At 62.4% G+C, this 20,347-nt stretch carries 21 protein-coding genes and 2 pseudogenes; 11 read left to right on the top strand and 12 right to left on the bottom strand.

The genetic code is table 11. From position 1 onward, the window contains the following. Positions 1-22 precede the first annotated feature (22 nt). From ACZ41T_RS02040 to ACZ41T_RS01985, 12 genes and pseudogenes are all read right to left on the bottom strand, one after another. Positions 23-841 (bottom strand): polysaccharide deacetylase family protein, encoded by an 819-nt coding sequence (locus ACZ41T_RS02040; RefSeq protein WP_464922819.1) that lies wholly within the window; start codon positions 839-841, stop codon positions 23-25. Next, positions 819-3,182, bottom strand: coding sequence for an MMPL family transporter (locus ACZ41T_RS02035; protein ID WP_464922818.1), 2,364 nt, complete (start codon positions 3,180-3,182; stop codon positions 819-821). Before ACZ41T_RS02035 ends, ACZ41T_RS02040 begins: the two co-directional genes overlap by 23 nt. 166 nt (positions 3,183-3,348) lie before the next feature. Next, positions 3,349-3,945 (bottom strand): LolA family protein, encoded by a 597-nt coding sequence (locus ACZ41T_RS02030; protein WP_464922817.1) that lies wholly within the window; start codon positions 3,943-3,945, stop codon positions 3,349-3,351. Further along, the gene (locus ACZ41T_RS02025) at positions 3,942-4,883 is read right to left on the bottom strand and encodes an LpxL/LpxP family acyltransferase (protein ID WP_464922816.1); all 942 of its coding nucleotides are present in this window, start codon (positions 4,881-4,883) and stop codon (positions 3,942-3,944) included. The genes ACZ41T_RS02030 and ACZ41T_RS02025 overlap by 4 nt, the downstream gene beginning before the upstream one ends. Next, on the bottom strand, positions 4,880-5,209 hold the full coding sequence (locus ACZ41T_RS02020; RefSeq protein WP_464922815.1) for an ApeI family dehydratase: 330 nt from the start codon (positions 5,207-5,209) through the stop codon (positions 4,880-4,882). Before ACZ41T_RS02020 ends, ACZ41T_RS02025 begins: the two co-directional genes overlap by 4 nt. Next, positions 5,206-6,567, bottom strand: a complete 1,362-nt coding sequence (locus ACZ41T_RS02015; RefSeq protein WP_464922814.1) for an AMP-binding protein — start codon at positions 6,565-6,567, stop codon at positions 5,206-5,208. The genes ACZ41T_RS02020 and ACZ41T_RS02015 overlap by 4 nt, the downstream gene beginning before the upstream one ends. Before the next feature lie 17 nt (positions 6,568-6,584). Further along, positions 6,585-7,256 (bottom strand): COG4648 family protein, encoded by a 672-nt coding sequence (locus ACZ41T_RS02010; RefSeq protein ID WP_464922813.1) that lies wholly within the window; start codon positions 7,254-7,256, stop codon positions 6,585-6,587. A gap of 1 nt (position 7,257) precedes the next feature. Next, positions 7,258-7,527 (bottom strand): phosphopantetheine-binding protein, encoded by a 270-nt coding sequence (locus ACZ41T_RS02005; protein WP_464922812.1) that lies wholly within the window; start codon positions 7,525-7,527, stop codon positions 7,258-7,260. Positions 7,528-7,870: 343 nt separating this feature from the next. Continuing rightward, a complete protein-coding gene (locus ACZ41T_RS02000; protein ID WP_464922811.1) occupies positions 7,871-8,206 on the bottom strand; it encodes a hypothetical protein in 336 nt (111 codons plus the stop codon). Between the two features lie 175 nt (positions 8,207-8,381). Then, positions 8,382-8,823 (bottom strand): annotated as a pseudogene (locus ACZ41T_RS01995) (transposase); the annotation flags it as partial. A gap of 367 nt (positions 8,824-9,190) precedes the next feature. Continuing rightward, positions 9,191-10,138 carry an IS110 family RNA-guided transposase gene (locus ACZ41T_RS01990; protein WP_464922210.1) on the bottom strand — a complete coding sequence of 316 codons (948 nt, stop codon included), beginning with the start codon at positions 10,136-10,138 and terminating at the stop codon, positions 9,191-9,193. Between the two features lie 250 nt (positions 10,139-10,388). Then, positions 10,389-10,583 (bottom strand): hypothetical protein, encoded by a 195-nt coding sequence (locus ACZ41T_RS01985; RefSeq protein ID WP_464922810.1) that lies wholly within the window; start codon positions 10,581-10,583, stop codon positions 10,389-10,391. Between ACZ41T_RS01985 and ACZ41T_RS01980 the strand changes: the two genes are divergently transcribed. The 11 genes and pseudogenes from ACZ41T_RS01980 to motB all read left to right on the top strand — a co-directional run bounded on the left by ACZ41T_RS01980 (position 10,582) and on the right by motB (position 20,289). Beyond that, positions 10,582-11,451, top strand: a complete 870-nt coding sequence (locus ACZ41T_RS01980; protein ID WP_464922809.1) for an EpsD family peptidyl-prolyl cis-trans isomerase — start codon at positions 10,582-10,584, stop codon at positions 11,449-11,451. The two genes, ACZ41T_RS01985 and ACZ41T_RS01980, sit on opposite strands and share 2 nt — an antisense overlap. 13 nt (positions 11,452-11,464) lie before the next feature. Then, positions 11,465-12,526, top strand: coding sequence for a dTDP-glucose 4,6-dehydratase (gene rfbB, locus ACZ41T_RS01975; RefSeq protein WP_464922808.1), 1,062 nt, complete (start codon positions 11,465-11,467; stop codon positions 12,524-12,526). A gap of 2 nt (positions 12,527-12,528) precedes the next feature. Then, positions 12,529-13,413, top strand: a complete 885-nt coding sequence (rfbA, locus tag ACZ41T_RS01970; RefSeq protein ID WP_464922807.1) for a glucose-1-phosphate thymidylyltransferase RfbA — start codon at positions 12,529-12,531, stop codon at positions 13,411-13,413. Beyond that, positions 13,413-13,955: a dTDP-4-dehydrorhamnose 3,5-epimerase gene (gene rfbC / locus ACZ41T_RS01965; RefSeq protein WP_464922806.1), complete on the top strand. Its 543-nt coding sequence runs from the start codon at positions 13,413-13,415 to the stop codon at positions 13,953-13,955. Before rfbA ends, rfbC begins: the two co-directional genes overlap by 1 nt. Further along, entirely contained in the window at positions 13,937-14,842 is a 906-nt protein-coding gene (gene rfbD / locus ACZ41T_RS01960) for a dTDP-4-dehydrorhamnose reductase (RefSeq protein ID WP_464922805.1), read from the top strand. Before rfbC ends, rfbD begins: the two co-directional genes overlap by 19 nt. Before the next feature lie 21 nt (positions 14,843-14,863). Beyond that, complete coding sequence (locus ACZ41T_RS01955) at positions 14,864-16,285, top strand: mannose-1-phosphate guanylyltransferase/mannose-6-phosphate isomerase (protein WP_464922804.1); 1,422 nt, start codon at positions 14,864-14,866, stop codon at positions 16,283-16,285. 203 nt (positions 16,286-16,488) lie between these two features. Next, positions 16,489-16,806 (top strand): flagellar transcriptional regulator FlhD, encoded by a 318-nt coding sequence (gene flhD, locus ACZ41T_RS01950; protein WP_464922803.1) that lies wholly within the window; start codon positions 16,489-16,491, stop codon positions 16,804-16,806. 35 nt (positions 16,807-16,841) lie between these two features. Next, positions 16,842-17,363: pseudogene (gene flhC, locus ACZ41T_RS01945) on the top strand (flagellar transcriptional regulator FlhC); the annotation flags it as partial. 166 nt (positions 17,364-17,529) lie between these two features. After that, on the top strand, positions 17,530-18,288 hold the full coding sequence (locus ACZ41T_RS01940) for a class I SAM-dependent methyltransferase (protein ID WP_464922802.1): 759 nt from the start codon (positions 17,530-17,532) through the stop codon (positions 18,286-18,288). Between the two features lie 147 nt (positions 18,289-18,435). Next, positions 18,436-19,296: a flagellar motor stator protein MotA gene (gene motA, locus ACZ41T_RS01935; protein WP_464922801.1), complete on the top strand. Its 861-nt coding sequence runs from the start codon at positions 18,436-18,438 to the stop codon at positions 19,294-19,296. 33 nt (positions 19,297-19,329) lie between these two features. After that, positions 19,330-20,289 carry a flagellar motor protein MotB gene (motB, locus tag ACZ41T_RS01930; protein WP_464922800.1) on the top strand — a complete coding sequence of 320 codons (960 nt, stop codon included), beginning with the start codon at positions 19,330-19,332 and terminating at the stop codon, positions 20,287-20,289. Positions 20,290-20,347 lie beyond the last annotated feature (58 nt).

Genomic DNA, 20,347 nt, shown 5'->3' with positions numbered 1-20,347 from the left:
GTCGATTCATGCGGTGTGCCGGTCATGAAAAGGCGTCCCGCAAGCGGACAAAACGCAGTTCGGCAGCGGCCGCCGACTCCAGCACGGCAGGCAGCACGTCGAGGATGACCGGAGTGCCACCGGGTGTCCGTGCAGCATTGCCATCGTGCAACAGCAAAATAGCGCCCGCCCGCAGCGCATGCAACAACGCATGCTTGACCCGCTCGGCGTCACCGATGCGGGTGTCGAATCCCCGCGCCGACCAGCTGGCGAGCGTCAAACCGAGTCGCGTCAGCACGGGATCGAGAAAAGGATTGCGCAGGCCGGCAGGAGCCCGAAAAAACACGGGGTGCTGACCGGTAATCTGGCCGAGGGTGTTTTGTGCGGCCTGCAGTTCGCGCATGAAACCACGCGGACCCAGCAGGGAAAAAAAATGGCGGTGGTGCTGGCTGTGGTTTTCCACGGCATGGCCGCGGCGGACGATTTCACGGCATAGGTCCGGATAGCGTGCCGCTTTTTCGCCGATGCAGAAAAAGGTGGCTTGCGCGGCATGGCGATCCAGAATATCCAGCACCTGCGGCGTGACAAGGGGGTCTGGGCCATCGTCGATAGTCAGGGCGATTTCATTTCTGGCCGCCGCGGCAGCGGGCAGCCGCGTCCAGTTCGGTCCCAGCCAGTGGCTGCGCGGCCACAGGCCGACGGCGGTCAGCAGCAGGTGGTTGATGACCACGGCGCCCAGCGCCCAGCGCCATTGCGCGGGTTCGGCGATCACAGCCACCAATGCCAGACCATGCAGCGCGAACGATGCGCGGATCAGCAGCGTGGGGTGCCAGACTGGATTAAACACTGGATGGGCAGGCATCGGCTTGCCGGGCAAAAATCGCCGCATAGAACAAGGCCAGGATGACGCCCGGTGCGACGGTCACGCCCAGCGCCTGCAGGATGGAGACGTCGGAAAACGCGAGCAGGCCAAAACCGGCGACGGTGGTGAGGCTGGCAAACAGCATCGAGGCCAGCGTGCGCGGCAGGATCGGTGTGCGCGGATCGGGTCGATCAAAAAACAGGGCGTAATTGGAGCTCACTGCGGCCACCAGCAGCAGGCCCACCAGGTGCAGAATGATCATTTGCTGGCCAAACAGGCTCAATCCCGCGGTGACCGTAATGACCGCAGCGGCAAGCGGCGCAATGATGCGCAGCACGCGCATGGGCGAGCGAAAAACCGCGAGCAGCAACGCGACGATGGCAACCAGGCCGCCGAGCGACAGCGCAATGGCTTCCCGCAGGTAGCCGGAATACAGGCGATCCGACTCGGCTTTCATGTCCACGAACAGCACATTGGGCATGGCACTCAAGGCAGCGCGGATAGGTTCGGCGTTGATGCTGCCCCCCTCGGGCGCGGTCAGCGGCAACAAGGCCCGCCATTGCCCGTGTTGCTGGATGAGCAGGGCATCGACCGCCATCGCCATCGAGGTCTGCTGCAGGTCGCCTGCCTGCAGTAGACGCTGGCTGCGCGCGGCGGCGGTGTCGGCCAGAAATGGCGTGAACAGTTGCGCGCGCACCGGCAGGCCCTGGACCGCTTGCGCCACGCGTGTTTCCAGCACCGGGCGAGGAGGCAGGCTGGCCTGGCGTTCGCGTTGCGTTGCCACGCTGGGAAGATAACGGCTCGGGCTTTCGAATCCGGCCAGTTCGCCTTGCTCGACTTGGACTTGCAGCAGTGTGGAGACCCGCTCGGCGGCGCGCAACACGGATTCCTGGTTCGTACCCGAGACGACGATCAGGTAGCGCACATCCGGCGCGCCCATGTCGGCGCGCAAACGGGTATCGAGTTCCACGTCCGCTTGCGACACCGGACTGAGCGACGCGATTTTGTCGTTCCATAAACTGTCGCGGTTGTTGACCACGATGGCGCAGGCCGCCAGCAGCACGATCGCCGCCGGCCAGCGCAGTGCGGCAGCGCGTTGCACGACGCGGGACAGGGTGAGCCCGATCGCCGACAAATCATGGATACGGAAGTTGGCGGGCAGCAGTGAAGGCAGGACGAAGCGCGTCACCGTTGCGGCCGCGATCAGCCCGGCAATGGCATACAAGCCGAGCTGCGCCAGACCGGGAAAGCCGGACAGCAGCAGCGAGGCAAAGCCGGCTATCGAGGTCAGCACGCCGAGGCGAATGGTCGGCCAGAGGCGCTTGATCCAGTTTTGATGATCCGCGCTGTTCTGCTCCGATTGCACAAACAGGTAGATCGAATAATCCACGGCTTCGCCGATCAGGGCGGTGCCGAATCCCAGGGTGATGCCGTGCACCGCGCCAAAGCCCAGGCTGACCGCCGCAATGCCCGCCAGCGCACCGCTGATCACGGGCAACAATCCCAATGTCAGTGCACTAAATGACCGGTAAACCAGCAACAGCAGCGTGGCGATCAGGGCAAGGCTAATGATGGACAGGCGGGTGACCTGACGCTTGATGGTGTCGCGCGACGTCACCGAAAACACGCCGGGGCCGGTCATCACCAGTTGGGTGGAGGCGGTCGCGCCGGGGACTTGGTCCAACGCCTGGTCGAACGCCTGCCGTATGGCGGCCATGGCGTGTTGCTGGGCATCGGTGTCGCTTCCCGCGGCACGCGTTTGCATCAGCATCAAGGCGCGCGCACCGTCGCGCGACGCCCATGCGCCCTCCACCAGCTGCGGCTGGCTGCCGCTGTTGAGCTGCTCGAGCAATTGCAGCATTTCCCCGGTGGGGTCGCGCGGCAGCAGGGATTTGACCAGCAGTCCGACAGGCGAGGCCAAGAGATCGATACTGTCGCTCAAGGCCGCATGCAGGCCGCTTGCGCTAAAGCGCTCAGGCGTCACGGCCGGGCTCAGCAGGTAACGATTGCCGAACAGGAAGGCCCGGTCGCGCTCGGCGCTGACGGGCTCGCCGTTATTGATGCTGACAAACGTGCGGTCGGTGCGCAGACGCTGGGCGATTTGCCTGGAAAGACTGGCGCGGGTGGGCGCGTCGGCACCTTCTATACCCACCAGAATCAGGCGCGAGGCGAGGCCGTCGCTGATCTGATCCATGAGCAGCTGCTGCTCGGGCGTGGGCGTGCGCGGCATAAATGCCGACAAGTCGGTGGTGAAATGGGTGCGGCTGATGATGCCGACACAGGCCAGCAAAAAAATCAGCCACAGCACGATGGCGGTGGTGTTGCGGTGCGTCCGGATCATCCTTGAAACCGCAGTTGAACCACAGAGGCAGAGAGCGCGCAGAGGACATACAACACCTTGCATGGGTCAGTGCGTCGGCCAGACGGGTGAAGGCTGGTTGATCGGCAACCCATTGATTTCCTGCCGTTCTCCGTGCCTCTGTGTCTCCATGGTGAGCTTTTCAGGATCATCGCTGTGGCGCCGACTGCTCGATGGTCATCAGCGAACGGTCGCCGTCGGCCTGGAGAATCGCGACACTGCGCACCACGTCCCGGGCGCCTTCTATCCGGATGCGGGCGACGATGGCGCCGACCTTGGGGTCGAGGGGGGTGAGCATCAGGGTCCAGCGTTCCTGGCCGCCGTCCAGGGCCAGGTGGTAGACCCGTTCCAGAGACTTGCGGTCGCCGGCCAGGGTGGCGCGAATGCTCTCGATCATGGCGGCCACCTCCGGGTAGTCCTTAAGTTGAAGGACGTGCTTGCGGCGGCCACGTTCGAGGGTGAGAGTGTCGCCGTCGAGCACCATGGTCTCGGGCTTCGGTTTCAGGGTGCGCTTTTCCAAACGGGCCGGCGCGATGAACAGCAGTTCGCCGGAAGATTCGATCGGCTGGTCGAGGATGGAAATGGTTTTTGTCTCGGTGAAGGTGGCCGCGCCTTGCGGGTGCTTCGCCAGACCCGCCATGAGCTGGGCAATGCTCAGCGGGGCGGCCTGAGCCATAGGGCTGACCAGCAGCGCCAGCCAGACCAGGGTATACAGCCGAAAGCGGGGTCGCGTGAGTCGGGTCATGTTTTAGCGGCATCCCTGGCGCGCCAGAAATCGAAGAAGTTGAACCAGTTGCAGGGCGCGGCGCGGCAATGGCGTTCCAGGCAGGCGACGTAGACCGCCACGGCAGACTGGATGGCAGCATCGCGGCCGCTCCGTTCGAGCGCGCTGAAATCGGCCAGCCGCTCAAAGTGAATGGCGTAGCGGTTGCCGCCCAGGTAAAGCCCGCTCATGAAAAGCACCGGGCGCTTCAGCATCGCGGCCAGGCGCATGGGGCCGACCGGAAACTCGGCGTCCTGCCCCAGGAAGGAGACGCGCAGCGTCGGGTCGCCGCCGAGGGTACGGTCGCCCAGCACGCCGAGCGCCATGCCCTCGTCCAGGCAGGCCTGTGCCCGCAGCATCGAGTCGATCTGCCCCAGCGGGATGGTGTCCTGCGCCGCCGCCGGGTTGATTGCGGCCAGCGTGGCATTGAGATTGCGGGCGTTTTCCTCGTACATGAGCATGGCCACCCTGAGGCCGGGCTGCCGGCAGCCGATGGCGCGCACCACCTCGAAGCTGCCCATGTGCGCGCCCATCAGGATGGCCCCCCGCCCGGCGGCCAGTACGTCCTGGATGATGTCCTCGCCATGCACCTCCACCTGAAACAGGTCGAAGCGCCCATTGAGCAGAAAAATTCGGTCGTGGATGGTGGAGGCAAAGCTGTAGAAGTGGCGGAACAAATCGGCAAACGTGGGCTCCCGATCCAGTGCCCGGCACAGATAGATACGCGAGGCGGCCTTGGCGGTGGGTGCGAAGAGCAGAAAGTAGAGGCTGACGCCGGCCAGCACAAACCGGGCGGGGACTCGCCCCAGGCGCAGGGAGATCCAGGCCATCAGGCGCAGCATGGCCCGATTGCTGCGCTCGGGGCGGATAGCCCATTCTGCGTGCGGCGAGGCTTGACGCGCCATTTCCGGTGCGGTCACGCCGGGGGCGTTTGCGAAAAAACGACGCTGCCGCTGGCCACGCCGCGCTCGTCGCCACGGACATCGAGGCAGCGGATCTCGAAGCGGAAGCCGCCGGTCGGCGATTCGGCGCTGTGCAGGGTGAGGGACTCGCCGGGCTGGACCGGACTGTGGAACTTCACCGACTTGAGTTGCCAGGCCGTGCCCTGCCTGCCCAGCCGCGTCGCCAGGGCATGCAGGGCCTCATCCAGCAGCACGACCCCGGGAAGGATGGGCTGGCTGGGAAAGTGCCCGGCATAGGCGGGATGGTCAGCGGCGATGGGCAGAGGCACGGCGTGCTCGCTCATGCCGTCATCCCGGTCGCGGAGCGGACCTGCAGGAGGAGGGCCAGCAGGTCCTGGGCGGCCTGGCTGGGGAGCTTGCCGGTGGCGCTGCGCGGCAGGGCGTCGACGAACAGCAGGGGGCGCGGCAGAAAGACGGGATCGATGTGTGCGCGCAGCGCCCGGGTCAGGGCAGCCGGGGTGAGGCCGGGGGCGACCACCAGGGCGGCGAGGCGGCCGATGCGATCCGCGCTGTCCTCGCGCGGCAGCAGGAAGACGCCATCCGCAACTCCCGGGATGGCGTTCAACTGATGGTTGAGGTAGGCCAGCGAGGTACGCTTGCCGGCGATGTTGACCAGGTCGGCGTGGCGACCATGCAGCAGGAAGGTGGTCGACAGCGGGCCGTCGCCGGTGAACTCGATGACGTCATTGAGCCCGGTGGGGTGCTCGATGTGCCCGCCCTCGGCCCACAGCGCAGATCCTTTGCGGCGTAGATGGACACCCGCCAGGGTTTGCCACTCGGCGCCAGCGGAGGTGCGGCGCGAGGCGAGTTGCCCGGTTTCGGTGCAGCCGTAGATCTCGTGCAGCGGCGCACCGAAACGGGATTCGGCTTCATTGGCCAGGTCCTGCGACAGCGGGGCGGTGGCCGAGACAATCTGGTCGACTGCCGGCAGCGAGGCCTGATCCTCAAGCAGGGCGCGCAGATGGTAGGGCGTGGTGACCAGCACGCGCGGGCGCGGCAGGCTCGCCAGGTCGGCGCAGATGTCCGCCGGGTAGAAAGGACGGCCGGCATGCAGCGCGGCACCGCTTTGCAGCGGCATCAGCACGGTGGATTCCAGACCGTACATGTGCTGCGGGGGGACAGTGCCGAGAATGGCATGGTCGGCGCCGATGCCCAGGCGCTGCGCCTCCGCCTGCACGTTACGCACCAGATTGCCCCAGCGCTTGGCATGGGGCGCCGGCATGCCGGTGGAGCCGGAGGTGAAGACCTGCGCAACGATCTGCTCGCGATCGATAGCGGGAATTGCATGGCCGTCCCCAGGGGGCGGCACCGATTCGGGGTAGCGGAAGGTGGGCAGCTCAACGCCAGCACCCTGATCGACAATGCAGAAGACGTCCGGAGCGATGCGCTGCATCTGCCGGACCATCTCCGGGGTGTGGGTGGAGGGCAGCAGGCTGATCCGGCCGCTAACGATGCAGGCCGCCAGGGCGACCGTGAAACGGTAGCGGTCGCCGCACAGGTTGAGCACATGCCGCCCCGGCGGCAACTGGCCGGCGACGTGCGCGACCTCGGCCAGAAACTGCCCGGCGCTGATCGGCGTGTTGCTGCGCCAGGCCAGGACGGCATCGGGGCGGTGATGGGCGATGAGCGGTAGGGGTGACAAGGATGGCATGGACGGCACTAGCGGGGATCGGGGAAAGTACCCGGGCGCGTGGCCGGCGTCTTCCAGAAGGCCAGGATGCCGTCCATGATGCTGTGATTTTTCTGCTGTGGCAGCTTGCGCAGGCGAATCCCGTATTCCACGACAAACATCAGCAGAATCAAAGGGAAGGAGAGGAAGTTGGCGAAAACCGACCAGATCTCGATGCCGGCAAAAAAGAACAGGACGCTGGAAACCAGGCTGATCGCCAGTAAAAACAGCGTCCATGCCAGCGTGACCTGGCGCGAATAACGGATCTCGTCCGCCGCCAGACTGCCATGGATCGCTTCGGCAAACCGGGTGCACAGCGCTTGCCGCCCGCGTCCGAGGGTGACGCCGAACACGGCGGCCAGCATGGCATAGGTGCCGGCGTGCTGAAGGAAATAGACCCAGCTGAAATTGCGTTCCAGCATGCCCCAAAACCCCCACAGCAGCCCGCCCACGACAGCACACAGGAGCAACATGGCCGGCCGCCTGGGCGAACGCCAGGTCAGCCACAGCAGGATGGCCAGGGAAGGCGCCAGGGACACGGCCACCCCCAGGGACGGCAAAGTGGTGGCCGCCGAAGTGGCCGCGCTGTAATGCGCCAGCAGCGGATAAGCAATGGCCCCGGCGGCAATGACGATCCAGCGGACTGCGCGGAACAGGGTCAACTCATTTTTCCCGATTGGCCGCGATATGCCGGGTCAGGCTGGCGAGGGAGCTGAAGATGCTGACGTTGTCCGCGTTGTCGGCGCGCAACTGGAAACCGAAACGCTTGGATACAACCAGGGCCACTTCCAGGATGTCGATGGAGTCGAGCCCGAGTCCCTCGCCGTAAAGGGAGGCGTCGGGCTGGATTTCATCCGGGCTGACGTCGAGGTTCAGGGTGGAGACGATGAGTCCGGCAACCTCGTTTTGTAATTCATGGTTAGATTCGGACATGGCGATTTCACATCGGTAAATAGGTAGGGCGACCCGAGAATCGGGCTGGTGCCGATTATATTCGGTAAGCGGGGCGATGGAGACATGGGTTATTCAGCTTGCGGGGATCCATGCGGACCACGCCCGAACCGCATTTGCCCGGCTCGCAGTCAGCAGCGCTTGCTACCGGGAGAGGGCAGGGGGTCTGACCGGACATTCTGTGAAGCGGGAGGTGCGGCACTTGGCTCTGTGTTGTCGATCCCATCTTTAGCGCCCAAACAAAAGATGCATTAACAAACAATAGCTTACATCAAATGCCTTTCCCAAGTATCGCTACACGTAATCTTTTCGCGGGGGAATTGGCTCAGGCGACCATTTTTTTCGTCCCTCCTGGCAAGGGATACAGGTTCAACGCATCGTAAATTGCCTTCAGTTTTGGCTCAGGTTGCGTAGTTTTGTGCACGTTCAAAGTACAGCCATCCTTCTGGATGAAGCGCGCCGTTACCCGACGTTGTACCGACAGCGTCATGCAGGTCCGCCAAAGCTGTGCTTCGCTCCAGCCAGTTTCGTTACTGTGCAGGCAGTACGCCCCGTGATCGGTCAACATCGTTCCCTCTACCGCTGTCTTCTCCCAGGCGAGCCGTGTCACACGGGGCTGTTCCGGGTCGGTTTCGATGGTGATGGCGTAATGTTGCCCCACACCGAAACCTGCCTGCTGGAGCCGGCCGATGCGCGCATGGATTACCTCCGGGCGCTTGGCGCCGCGCTGCCCTCAAAACAGGGGTTGGTCAGGCCGTACAGGGTGACGGTGGCATCCAGGTCGAACAGATCTCGCACGCGGCCAAACAGGTGATCTTCGATCGCCACCTGATACTGCAATGGTGAGCGTAATGGTGGTTGTATAAGGAAAGGGCCTGTTGCCCATAGGTGGCATCGTCGGTGTGGTCGAGATCCAGCGTGATCGTGGCGGGGGGACATTCGTAGCCGGCGATGAACTGCATGACCAGTGCGCGGGCCATCCGGTATAAACAGCCGTCTGGTTGCCGCCTTTTGGCAATATAACCCGAGGCGATCTGAAATACGCGCTGCGTCAGTAAATCGCGCATAGGGTGCGTGATGCAGCTGGGGTGGCGGGAATCCACATAGCGCCGGTCAGGCGATCAATCGGGCTGATACGACGATCCACGGCGGCAAGCAGCAAGGCGTCCAGATTCGAGGATACCTCTGCGCCGGTGAAGTCGGGCGAACCGTGAAGCCCGCAGCGGGCGGAAACCGGAGTTGCCCCGGGGTAAAATCAACAGCAGGGCGAGTTCCGGTAGGTGTTTCTTACAAATTGGTTTCTGGATAACTACAATTATATCAAACACTTAAAGTGTTTTTTTCCCTCTTTACACAAAATCCAGGCTACATTCGCATTCGCCGCTACGGGATGCCGCAGGGTAGGGGCTTCATCAGCGGGGGCAAGACACAACTTCAACAAGCCAACAGTGACATAGTCTTTTCTTTAAGGAAGCACTGATTAATTCGATATGGCCGTCATTGCGAGCGCAGCGAAGCAATCCAGCGTATCGATTAAGTGGGCATTTCTGGATTGCCCTGAAGGACTCCGATCCACTATGGGCTGAAGCCCATGTGGAATCGTATGCCACGTCGCTACGCGCCTCGCAATGAACTGTGCTTCTCGTCAAGCATATTCTGTCGAAAAAGGCGCATTGGTCGTTGCCACCGCGAAGGCCTGCCTCAACAATTTATGCGCAATTGCGACGTTGATGACCTTCGGCGGCTTGCCCAGTGCTTTCAAGCGGGCATACAGTGCCCTGCAGGCCGGATTGCAGGTCTTCGCGGTCCAACTGCACAGGTAGAGCAATTGACGCATCCGCCCCTGCCCCAGCTTGGCGATCCCGCCTTTGCCATTGACCGAGCTGCCCGAGCGGAATGTCGTCGGGCTCACCCCGATATAGGCGCACAGCGCCTTGACGTCCTCGAAGCGCCTGAAGCCGTCCGTCACGATGATCAGCTCGATCGCCGTCTTGGCGCCGATCGAGGGAATCGTGAGCAGCCGCTCAAACAACTCGGTAAAAGACTTTTTTACCATCACCTCCAGATGCCGTTCGCATGTCTTGATCTGTCCGTCCAGTTGCTGCAACTGCGCTGCCATCTGCGAAATGACGAAGGCGTTGGGTTTGGCGTGGTGGGCATGGGCTTCGCGCCGGTTGAGCAGCCGGGTGCGCTCCCCGATCAGGTCGTTCAGCCAGCCATGCGCCTGCTGCAATTCAAGTACTTCATCCGTGGCGGGCGCCCAGGGCGACAAGGGCTGCTGTTCGCCATAGCGCCGGATCAACTCGGCATCCGCACGGTCGCTCTTTACCCGTGACAGCTGCATTTGGGAAAAGCGCTTGATGACCAGCGGGTTGACTACGCTCACTCGCCGCCCCGACTCATGCAGCCTGAGCGCCAAGCGCGCATGGTAGGTTCCCGTTGCTTCCATCACGTAGTGTGCCGCCTCGGGCGTTTGCGCCAACAACTGGCCGATGTCTTCATCGGTGTACTCAAAGCGCTGATGCCGGCCCTGACCATCCACCTGCCAGGCCGCATCAAACCATTTCTTGCTGATATCAATGCCTACAATCATCAATCACCCCTGAATCCTTGGAAATGTATGAAAAACCAGCCACTTACACTTTCCATCCATCCTGAATGCGGGGTCACGCCCCAATGAACTGTCCGGAATCAGTAAGGGCGGAGAAGGGCAACCACCATTGCGAACAGCCTCGAACGACTCATGACAACTTCGGCTTCAGACCCTACTCCTGGCTCGTCTCGAATATCCTATTCAAAACGAGTTGGCGCAAGCATAGGATGACAAATTAATCAGCGGTTCCTTAAATGGGATATTGCTGAGAGCGCTGAACATTTTGGCTTTTGCTCAAATGATCGCTCGTCAACCCTGGGCCTGGAATCGTCCGGGGATGGGTGATTTCCCATTTGCCGTGAATTCGCGGCTCAAACGCGCTTGCCGAGTCCGGCAGAATCCCGCACCATACGACCACATTTTGTAATGAGATGAGAGTATTCATGAAACCCAAGCATGCATCGTTTATCGCCTTGGCCATCCTGGCTGTGCTGGCGTCGGGCTGTGAAAAGCCTGCCATCGTAGTAAAAAGCGAGGCGGTGGCAACGGTGGACGGCGACAAGATCGGCGAAGCCGAATTGAACCTGGCGCTTTCCGGCCTGGGTGCGCTGGGCGAGGCGCAGACCGCCGAGGCCAAAATCAGGCTATTGCAGGCCTTGGTCGATCAGCGTCTGTTGGCGCAGGCTGCCAAAAAAGCCGGGCTGGACAAGGCGCCTGAGGTGGCGATCGCAATGGAGCAGGCCAGCCGCCAGGTGCTGGTGGAAGCCTATGCGGAACGCAGCTTCAAGGATGTCGAGAAACCCTCGGAAACCGAGGTCGCCGAGTATTACAACCAGCATCCCGAGCTTTTTTCCCAGCGGCGGATCTACCGCATCCAGGAACTCGATCTGAAGCTTGAGCCGTCGCGTTTGCCGGAAGTCGAGGCCAAGCTCAAGAGCAGTCATTCCATGGGCGACTTCGTCAACTGGGTCAAGGAACAGGGCATCGAGGGCAAGACCGCCGTGGCCGTCAAGCCGGCCGAACAGATTCCGGCACCCTTGCTGGATAGCCTTAGCCAGATGAAGGACGGCGAGGTGACGATCTTGCCAGGTCGTCCTGGGCATGTGCTGATCCAGCAGTTGCAGGAAAGCCAGTTGCAGTCCGTTTCGCTGGAACAGGCAAAAAACGCCATCGAGCAGGCCCTGACAGTCCGGAAGCGCAAGGGAATGATGGAAGCGGACCTGAAAAAGCTGCGCGAAGCGGCCAAGATCGAATACGCAAGCGGCTATGCGCCGGCTGTCGAAGCAAACGTCGTCGAAAAACCTGCCAACTGAGCGCGCAAATCAAATGATACTCGTGACCGGAGGCGCCGGATTTATCGGCGCCAATTTCATTCTGGACTGGCTGGCGGTGAGCGACGAAGCCGTCGTCAACCTCGACAAACTGACTTATGCGGGCAACCTGGAGAACCTGCGATCGTTGCAGGGCGACGCCCGGCATATTTTCGTGCGGGGCGACATCGGCGACCGCGCAGCGGTCGATGCACTGCTGCAGCAATACCGCCCGCGCGCGGTGATCAACTTCGCGGCGGAAAGCCACGTCGACCGTTCCATCCACGGCCCCGCCGAGTTCGTCCAGACCAATGTGGTCGGCACTTTCAATCTGCTGGAATCGGTGCGCGCACATTGGTCGCAGCTGCCGGCAGACGAGCAGACGGCGTTCCGCTTCCTGCAGGTGTCGACCGACGAGGTGTACGGCTCGCTCGGCCCCACCGATCCGCCGTTTTCGGAAACCACGCCGTATGCGCCGAACAGCCCGTATTCGGCATCGAAAGCCGCGTCGGACCATCTGGTGCGGGCCTACCACCACACCTACGGCCTGCCGGTACTGACCACCAGCTGCTCGAACAACTACGGGCCGCTGCAGTTTCCGGAAAAGCTCGTCCCGCTGGTGATCCACAACGCGCTGGCGGGCAAGCCGCTGCCGATCTACGGCGACGGCAGCAATATCCGCGACTGGCTGTATGTCAGCGACCATTGCAGCGCGATCCGGCGGGTGCTGGAAGCCGGACGGGCGGGGGAAACCTACAACATCGGCGGCTGCAATGAAAAGACCAATCTCGAGGTGGTGAGGACGCTGTGCGCCATCCTCGACGAACTGCACCCCGATTCGCCCGTCACGCCGCATGCCGGCCTGATGACCTTCGTCAAGGACCGGCCCGGCCACGATCTGCGCTATTCGATCGATGCCCGCAAGATCGAGCGCGAACTCGGCTGGACGCCCGCCGAGACCTTCGAGAGCGGGATCCGCAAGACGGTGGCCTGGTATCTGTCCCACCAGGACTGGGTGGATCACGTGACCAGCGGCGAATACCGCAACTGGGTTTCCGAAAACTACACGGCACGCTAGACATGACCACACGCAAGGGCATCATCCTCGCCGGCGGCTCCGGCACCCGGCTCTATCCCATCACCCAGGTGGTGTCCAAGCAGCTGCTGCCGGTCTATGACAAGCCCATGGTGTATTACCCGCTGACCACGCTGATGCTGGCGGGGATTCGCGACATCCTGCTGATTTCCACCCCGCAGGACACGCCGCGTTTCGAGCAGCTGCTGGGCGATGGCGCGCAGTGGGGACTCGACATCCGGTACGCGGTGCAGGCCGCGCCCGAAGGACTGGCGCAGGCGTTCCTCATCGGCTGCGACTTCATCGGCAATGACCCTTGCGCCCTGGTGCTGGGCGACAATATTTTCTATGGCCACGAGCTGAGCCAGGACATGCAGGCGGCCGGGCAGCGCGCGCACGGCGCCACCGTGTTCGCCTATCCGGTGACCGACCCCGAGCGTTACGGCGTGGTTGAATTCGACGCCGCCGGGCGCGCGGTCAGCCTGGAGGAAAAGCCCGCCAAACCGAAGTCGCGCTATGCCGTCACCGGCCTGTATTTCTACGACAACCGGGTGATCGATATCGCGCGTGCCTTGAAGCCGTCGCCGCGCGGGGAGCTGGAGATCACCGACGTCAACCGCCAGTACCTGGAATGGGGCAAACTCGACGTGCAGGTGATGGGGCGCGGCCAGGCCTGGCTCGACACCGGCACCCACGACTCGCTGATCGAGGCGGCGCTCTACATCCAGACCATCGAGAAGCGCCAGGGCCTGAAGATCGCCTGCCCCGAGGAGATCGCTTACCGCCAGGGATTCATTGACGCCGCCCAGTTGCAGGCGCTGGCGGCACCTCTGATGAAAAACGGCTACGGGCGTTACCTGATCGACGTGCTGAACGACCGGGTGTTTTGATGCAGGTGACTGCCACCCAGCATCCCGAGGTGCTGTTGCTGCGCCCTCGTGTGTTCGGCGATGCGCGCGGCTTTTTTTTCGAGAGCTACAACCGCAAGGCCTTTGCAAGCCTTGGCATCGATGCCGAATTCGTACAGGACAACCACTCGCGCTCGGCGAAGGGCGTGCTGCGTGGCCTGCATTATCAGATCTGCCAGCCGCAGGGAAAGCTGGTACGGGTCGTGGCGGGCGAGGTGTTCGACGTGGCGGTCGACCTGCGCCGCAGTTCGCCGCATTTCGGCCGCGTCGCCGCTTTCCGCCTGTCGGCCGAGACGCACGACATGGCGTGGATTCCGCCGGGATTCGCGCACGGATTCCAGGTGCTGTCCGGGCACGCCGAGTTTCTCTACAAGACCACCGACTATTACGCGCCCGAGTTCGAGCGCTGCCTGCTTTGGAACGATCCGGCGCTCGGCATCGACTGGCCGCTGGACGGCGCGCCGCTCTTGTCCATCAAGGACCAGGCCGGCCGGCCACTCGCCGAATGCGAGGTGTTCGCGTGAGGATCCTGCTCACCGGCGTCAACGGCCAGGTGGGCTGGGAACTGCAGCGCGCGCTGGCGCCGCTGGGCGAGGTCATTGCGGCGGACCGCAACTGCCTCGATCTTGCCGGCACGTCCAGCATTCGTCGCACGGTGAACGCGATTGCGCCGGATTTGATCGTTAACCCGGCCGCCTATACCGCGGTCGACAAGGCCGAGACCGAGCCTGAGCTGGCGCACGCCATCAACGCGGCTGCACCGGGCGAACTGGCGCAGGCCGCGGCGGCGTGCGGGATTCCACTGGTGCATTTTTCAACCGACTACGTGTTCGACGGACGCAAATCCACGCCCTATACGGAAGCCGACGCGCCGAATCCGCTGGGCGTGTATGGCGCCACCAAGCTGGCAGGCGAGCAGGCGGTTGCGCGTGCCGGTGCGCCGCACCTGATCCTGCGCACCAGCTGGGTATACGGCCGGCGCGGCCACAATTTCCTGCTCGCCATGCAGCGGCTGCTGCGCGAGCGCGACACGTTGGCGGTGGTCGATGACCAGTTCGGCGCGCCGACCTGGTCGCGCCTGGTCGCCGAGGCGACGGCGCTGGTGGTTGCACGCTGGCTGGATCGGCCCGACCAAACTGCAACGTCCGGGCTATATCATCTGAGCTGCGGTGGGCGCACCAGCTGGCACGGCTTCAGCGCGGCGATCCGGGCGCACTTGGCCGGAGCGGACACGAAACTGGCCAGCCTCACGGCGATCCCGACCTCCGGCTATCCCACGCCCGCAGCGCGCCCGACCAATTCGCAGCTGGCCTGCGACAAGCTGGCGGCGACCTTCGGCGTGCGGCTGCCCGACTGGGAAACCGCGCTGGCCCTGTGTCTGGAACAGAATTTGCGTCAGGCAATAAAATAATTTTTTAATAGGGCACACGACATGACTCCTATTCATCCCGTGATTCTTTCCGGGGGCTCGGGCACCCGTCTGTGGCCCTTGTCCCGCGCGGCGCTGCCGAAACAGCTGCTGCCGCTGGCCAGCGACCGCAGCCTGCTGCAGGACACCGTCAGCCGCCTGTCGGATATGCCGGAAATGACCGCGCCGCTGATGGTGTGCAACGTCGAGCACCGCTTCATGATCGCCGAGCAGATGCGCCAGATCGACCTTCTGCCGCATGCCATCGTGCTGGAGCCGGTGGGCCGCAACACCGCACCGGCGATTGCCGTGGCTGCGCTGATGCTATCGCGCGACGATCCCGATGCGCTGATGCTGGTGTTGCCCGCCGACCACCTGATTGGCGACGTGGCGGCGTTCCATGCGGCCATTCTCACTGCGGCGCAGGCAGCGCAAAATGGCCACCTCGCCACTTTCGGCATCGTCGCCGCCACACCGGAAACCGGCTACGGCTACATCAAGAAAGGCGCGCCGCTGGCGGATACCGCAGGGGCACATCAAGTTGCGGCATTCGTCGAGAAACCCGACCTTGCTACCGCGCAGAAATATGTCGGCTCCGGCGACTATTTCTGGAACAGCGGCATGTTCCTGTTTCGCGCGGCGGATTTTCTCGATGAACTGCAGACCCTGCGTCCCGATATTCTCGACGCCAGCCGTGCCGCGCTCGATGCCGCCACGCCCGATCTCGATTTCGTGCGGCTCGCGCCCACCGAGTTCGAGGCCTGCCCGTCGGAATCGGTCGACTACGCGGTGATGGAGCACACCCGCCGCGCCGTCGTGGTGCCGGCCGACATCGCCTGGAACGACATCGGCGCCTGGACCGCGCTGTGGGACGTGGCGGCAAAGGACGGGCAGGGCAACGCCACGCGCGGCGACGTCATGCTGGAAAATGCGCAGAACAATTTCGTCCGCGCCGAAACCCGCATGGTCGCCATGTTGGGCGTGTCGGATCTGGTGGTGGTGGAAACCGCCGACGTGGTGCTGGTGGCGCACAAGGACCAGGTGCAGGACGTGAAGAAGCTGGTCGACCGGTTGAAGGCCGAAAAACGCTGCGAGCATCTGGTCCACAAGCAGGTTTACCGCCCGTGGGGCTGGTACGAGGGCATCGACGAGGGCGAGCGTTTCCAGGTCAAGCGCATCATGGTCAAGCCGGGCGAGAAGCTCAGCCTGCAGATGCACCACCACCGCGCCGAGCACTGGATCGTGGTGTCGGGCACCGCCAGTGTCACCTGCGGCGCCGAGATCATACTGCTGACAGAGAACCAGTCGACCTACATTCCGCTCGGTACGACGCACCGGCTGGAAAACCCCGGCAAGATCGACCTGCACATGATCGAGGTGCAGTCGGGCACTTATCTTGGCGAGGACGATATCGTGCGTTTCGAGGATATCTACCAGCGCAATTGAGCCGCCTTCCTCTTCCTATGACAACATGTGCTTCGACCTGCGTAATCGTGTAAGACAAACGCCTACAAGATAAGTCGGCAATATCCGACTGCGAATACAGTGCTAGTCCACGTTAACTTTGTCGGGTGTCGTCCGATAACGAATTCACCACGCTGACTTAAGCGTGGAATCGAAAAAAAAGTTCAACGAAGGGGTACAGGCAAATGAAACTGGACGAAATGCTGGACGAAATGCGCGATGTCAATCTCAACTACCTGATGCTGGCGCAAAGCATGATCCAGCACGACAAGGCGACCGCCGTCTTTCGTCTGGGCATCAGCCAGGACGTCGCCGAGTTGATCGAGGCACTGACTCCCGCACAGATTCTCAAGCTTGCCGCCTCCGGCATGCTGGTATCGCGCTTCCGCTTCGACGACGGCATGGTGCTCAACATGCTGACCGGCTACACCAAGGATCGCGCCATGGCGCAGTCTCACGCCGCCATCCTGATGGCGGGTCAGGCTGTGGAAGCCGTTGCCTGATTCTGCCGCACAACAAAGAAAGAAGGCGCACCCCAATGAGCAAGAAGAGTCTGCTGACCGAAATGCGCGACACTCAACTGGCGATCGAAATGATCGAGCTCGGCGCCCGTCCGCAAGTGCTGGAATCCGAAACCACGCTGTCGCGTGAGCGCTTGCTCAAGCTGTACAAGGAAGTCAAAGGCGTGTCGCCACCCAAGGGCATGCTGCCGTTCTCGACCGACTGGTTCCTGACCTGGCTGCCCAACGTGCATTCTTCGCTGTTCATCAACATTCACCGCTACATCACCAGGAACAGCGATTGCAGCGGCATCGAAGTCGTGCTCAAAAGCTATCGCCTGTACCAGGAATACCTTCACACCAATCAGGCCGAAGCCGTGTTGAGCTTCACCCGCGCCTGGACCCTGAACCGTTTCTTCGAAAACCGGATGCTCGGAACCGCTGTCTGCAGCGGGTGTGGCGGCCACTTCGTGGTGCATCCGGACGACCTGCATGACCAATACGTGTGCGGCCTGTGCAACGTGCCTGCGCGCGCCGGCAAAACCCGCAAGGCCAAGGCTGCGGAAGGGTCGCTGCGCAGCAGCGGGGCACCCACCGGCGTACCCTTTACGGGTGCTGCGGAAGGGTCGCTGCGCAGCAGCGGGGCACCCGCCGGCGTACCCCTTGCGGGTACTTCGGCCAAAATCGAACTGACCGCCGCCTGACAATTTCCCCGATCGTCCGGTAATGGCGCGCCTACCGGTCAGTCTCCAGTCGCTCGTCATCCAGTGCATGGCGCTGTTACTGGCCGCATTGCTGAACCTTCTGCTGCAAATTCATTTCTCATATCAACCCGCCCTGTGGCAACTCGTCTTCGTCCAGGGAGCGATCGCCGCCGTGCTGAGCGTCCTCTGGCGGCAACCTGCCTGGTGGCCGCCGCTGCATTTCGGCTTCTTGCCGGCCATCCTGCTGGCCCGGCAGGCAGGCGTGCCCGCCTGGGTCTATTTGGCGGCATTCCTGCTGCTGGTCCTGTTTTACTGGAGCAGCTTCCGCACACGGGTGCCCTTGTATCTGTCCGACCGCAAAGCCTGGCAGGCTGTGGCATCCTTGCTGCCCGCGACGCAGGCGTTCCGTTTCATCGATCTCGGCAGCGGCCTGGGTGGTGTGCCGTTTTACCTGGCGCAGCGTTTTCCGCAGGGCCGCTTTTGCGGCACGGAAACGGCCCCGGCACCCTGGCTCATCAGCCGTCTGCGTGCCGGATTCAAACGCAGCCGGGTGACCTTCATGCGGCACGATTACGCAACCCTCGATCTGGCCGATTTCGATGTGGTCTTTGCCTTTCTCTCGCCTGCGGCCATGCCCGCCCTGTGGCAGCAGGCGCAGGCCCAGATGCGCAGCGGCAGTCTTCTCATCAGCCTGTCGTTCCTCGTGAAAGGGCGGCTGCCCGATCGCGAGATATCCCTGGCGGATGGCATCCGTCACACCTTGTATGTATGGCGGATGTGAGGCGTCGCTAAGCGGAAATACTCGTGCTGCGCCATCAAGTTTTTTTCAAACTGGTCGAATCTTCCTGCGGAGAGCATTGGCTTTGTGTGCGGAAAAAACTGGGGGACCGCTTCTGCCCGGTGGATCAATCAAAAGGAATAGACGGTTGTGCTAGTCATCGTTGGATATATTGTCGTGTTGTTGAGCGTGTTCGGCGGTTACGCGCTGGCTGGCGGCTACCTGGCGGCACTATGGCACCCGATAGAACTCATCATCATTGGGGGCGGGGCGATCGGCGCCTTCGTCGTCGGTAATAATAGCAAGGCTTTTAAGGCGACCCTCAGCGCGCTGCCCACCGTATTCAAGGGCTCGAAATACACACGGGCGCTTTACCTGGATATGATGGCGCTGCTCTACGAGTTGCTGACCAAAATCCGCAAGGAAGGCCTGATGTCGGTTGAAGCCGACGTCGATTCGCCCGAAAACAGCCCGCTATTCACGAAATACCCGACGATCATGGCTGATCACCACATTGTCGAATTCCTCACCGACTATCTGCGTCTGATGGTCAGCGGCAGCATGAATGCCTTCGAAATCGAAAACCTGATGGACAATGAAATTGAAACCCATCATCACGAAGGCGAGGTGCCGGTGCACGCCGTCGCCAAGATTGGCGATGGCCTGCCGGCTTTCGGCATTATCGCGGCGGTCATGGGTGTGGTGAAGACCATGGGGTCGGTGGGGCTGCCGCCCGCGGAACTGGGGATTTTGATCGGGGCTGCGTTGACCGGCACTTTCATTGGTATTTTGCTGGCCTACGGTTTTGTAAGCCCGCTTGCCACGCTGCTCGAACAGAAACTCCACGAATCGACCAAGATGTTTCAGTGCATCAAGGTTACCCTGCTGGCCAGCATCAACGGCTATGCGCCGGCGATTGCGGTCGAGTTCGGGCGCAAGGTGCTGTTCTCGACCGAGCGGCCGTCCTTTAGTGAACTGGAAGAGCACGTCAAGAGCGCGAAATCGCGCTGATTTTCCGCTGCCAGGCCTGCATAAAATCACCTCATGAGCGAGCAAAAAGCGCCCATCATCGTCAAGCGCATCAAGAAGGCGGCGGGTGGCCGTCATGGCGGCGCGTGGAAAATCGCCTATGCCGACTTCGTGACCGCGATGATGGCGTTCTTCCTGCTGATGTGGTTGCTGGGCTCGACCACCAAGGGCGATCTCGAAGGCATTGCCGAGTATTTCAAGACGCCGCTCAAAGTGGCCATGCAGGGGGGCTCAGGCAGCGGCGACAGTTCCAGCGTCATCAAGGGCGGCGGCGCCGACCTCACGCGCAAGACCGGGCAGATCAAGAGAGGCGAGACCGCGGCCGAGAAAAAATCCTACAACCTGAAGGCGGCGCAGGCCGAGCTCGAACGCCGTGAAACTGAAAACCTGAAGCAGTTGAAAAAGCGGCTGGAAGTGGCGATCGACGCCAATCCCACCCTGAAACAATTCAAGCGGCAGCTGCTGATCGATATCACCAGCGAAGGCCTGCGCATCCAGATCGTCGACGAGCAGAACCGGCCCATGTTCAACCTGGCCAGCGCCGATCTGCAGCCTTACACCAAGATCATCCTGCATGAGATCGCCCAGATTCTGAACGATGTGCAGAACCGCGTCAGCCTGTCGGGCCACACCGATGCCAAGCCTTATGCCAATCGCGAACGCGGCTACAGCAACTGGGAGTTGTCGGCCGACCGTGCCAATGCCTCGCGACGCGAATTGATTGCCGGCGGCATGGCCGAAGAGAAGATGTTGCGGGTGGTCGGACTGGCCTCATCGGTGCCGTTCAGCAATGCCGCGCCCCTTGATCCGGTCAATCGCCGCATCAGCATCATCGTCATGAACAAGCGTACCGAAGACGCTGTCACCAAGGAAGCTTCAGGCGTCAACGTCGCCGACGAGGCCGGAGGGGGCGGTGAAACCGGGAATGACGGTACACCTCCCTCGCTTCCCTCCACGCCGCCTGGTGTTAAATAGCAGGCCAAATCCACCCTTATTCCCCTGATTGCCCGTACCGGGCATGGCCAATAATTCA

Source organism: Thiobacillus thiophilus (assembly GCF_055378705.1).
The sequence above is the reverse complement of the archived record's forward strand: the minus strand, read 5'-3'. Positions and strand labels throughout refer to the sequence as shown.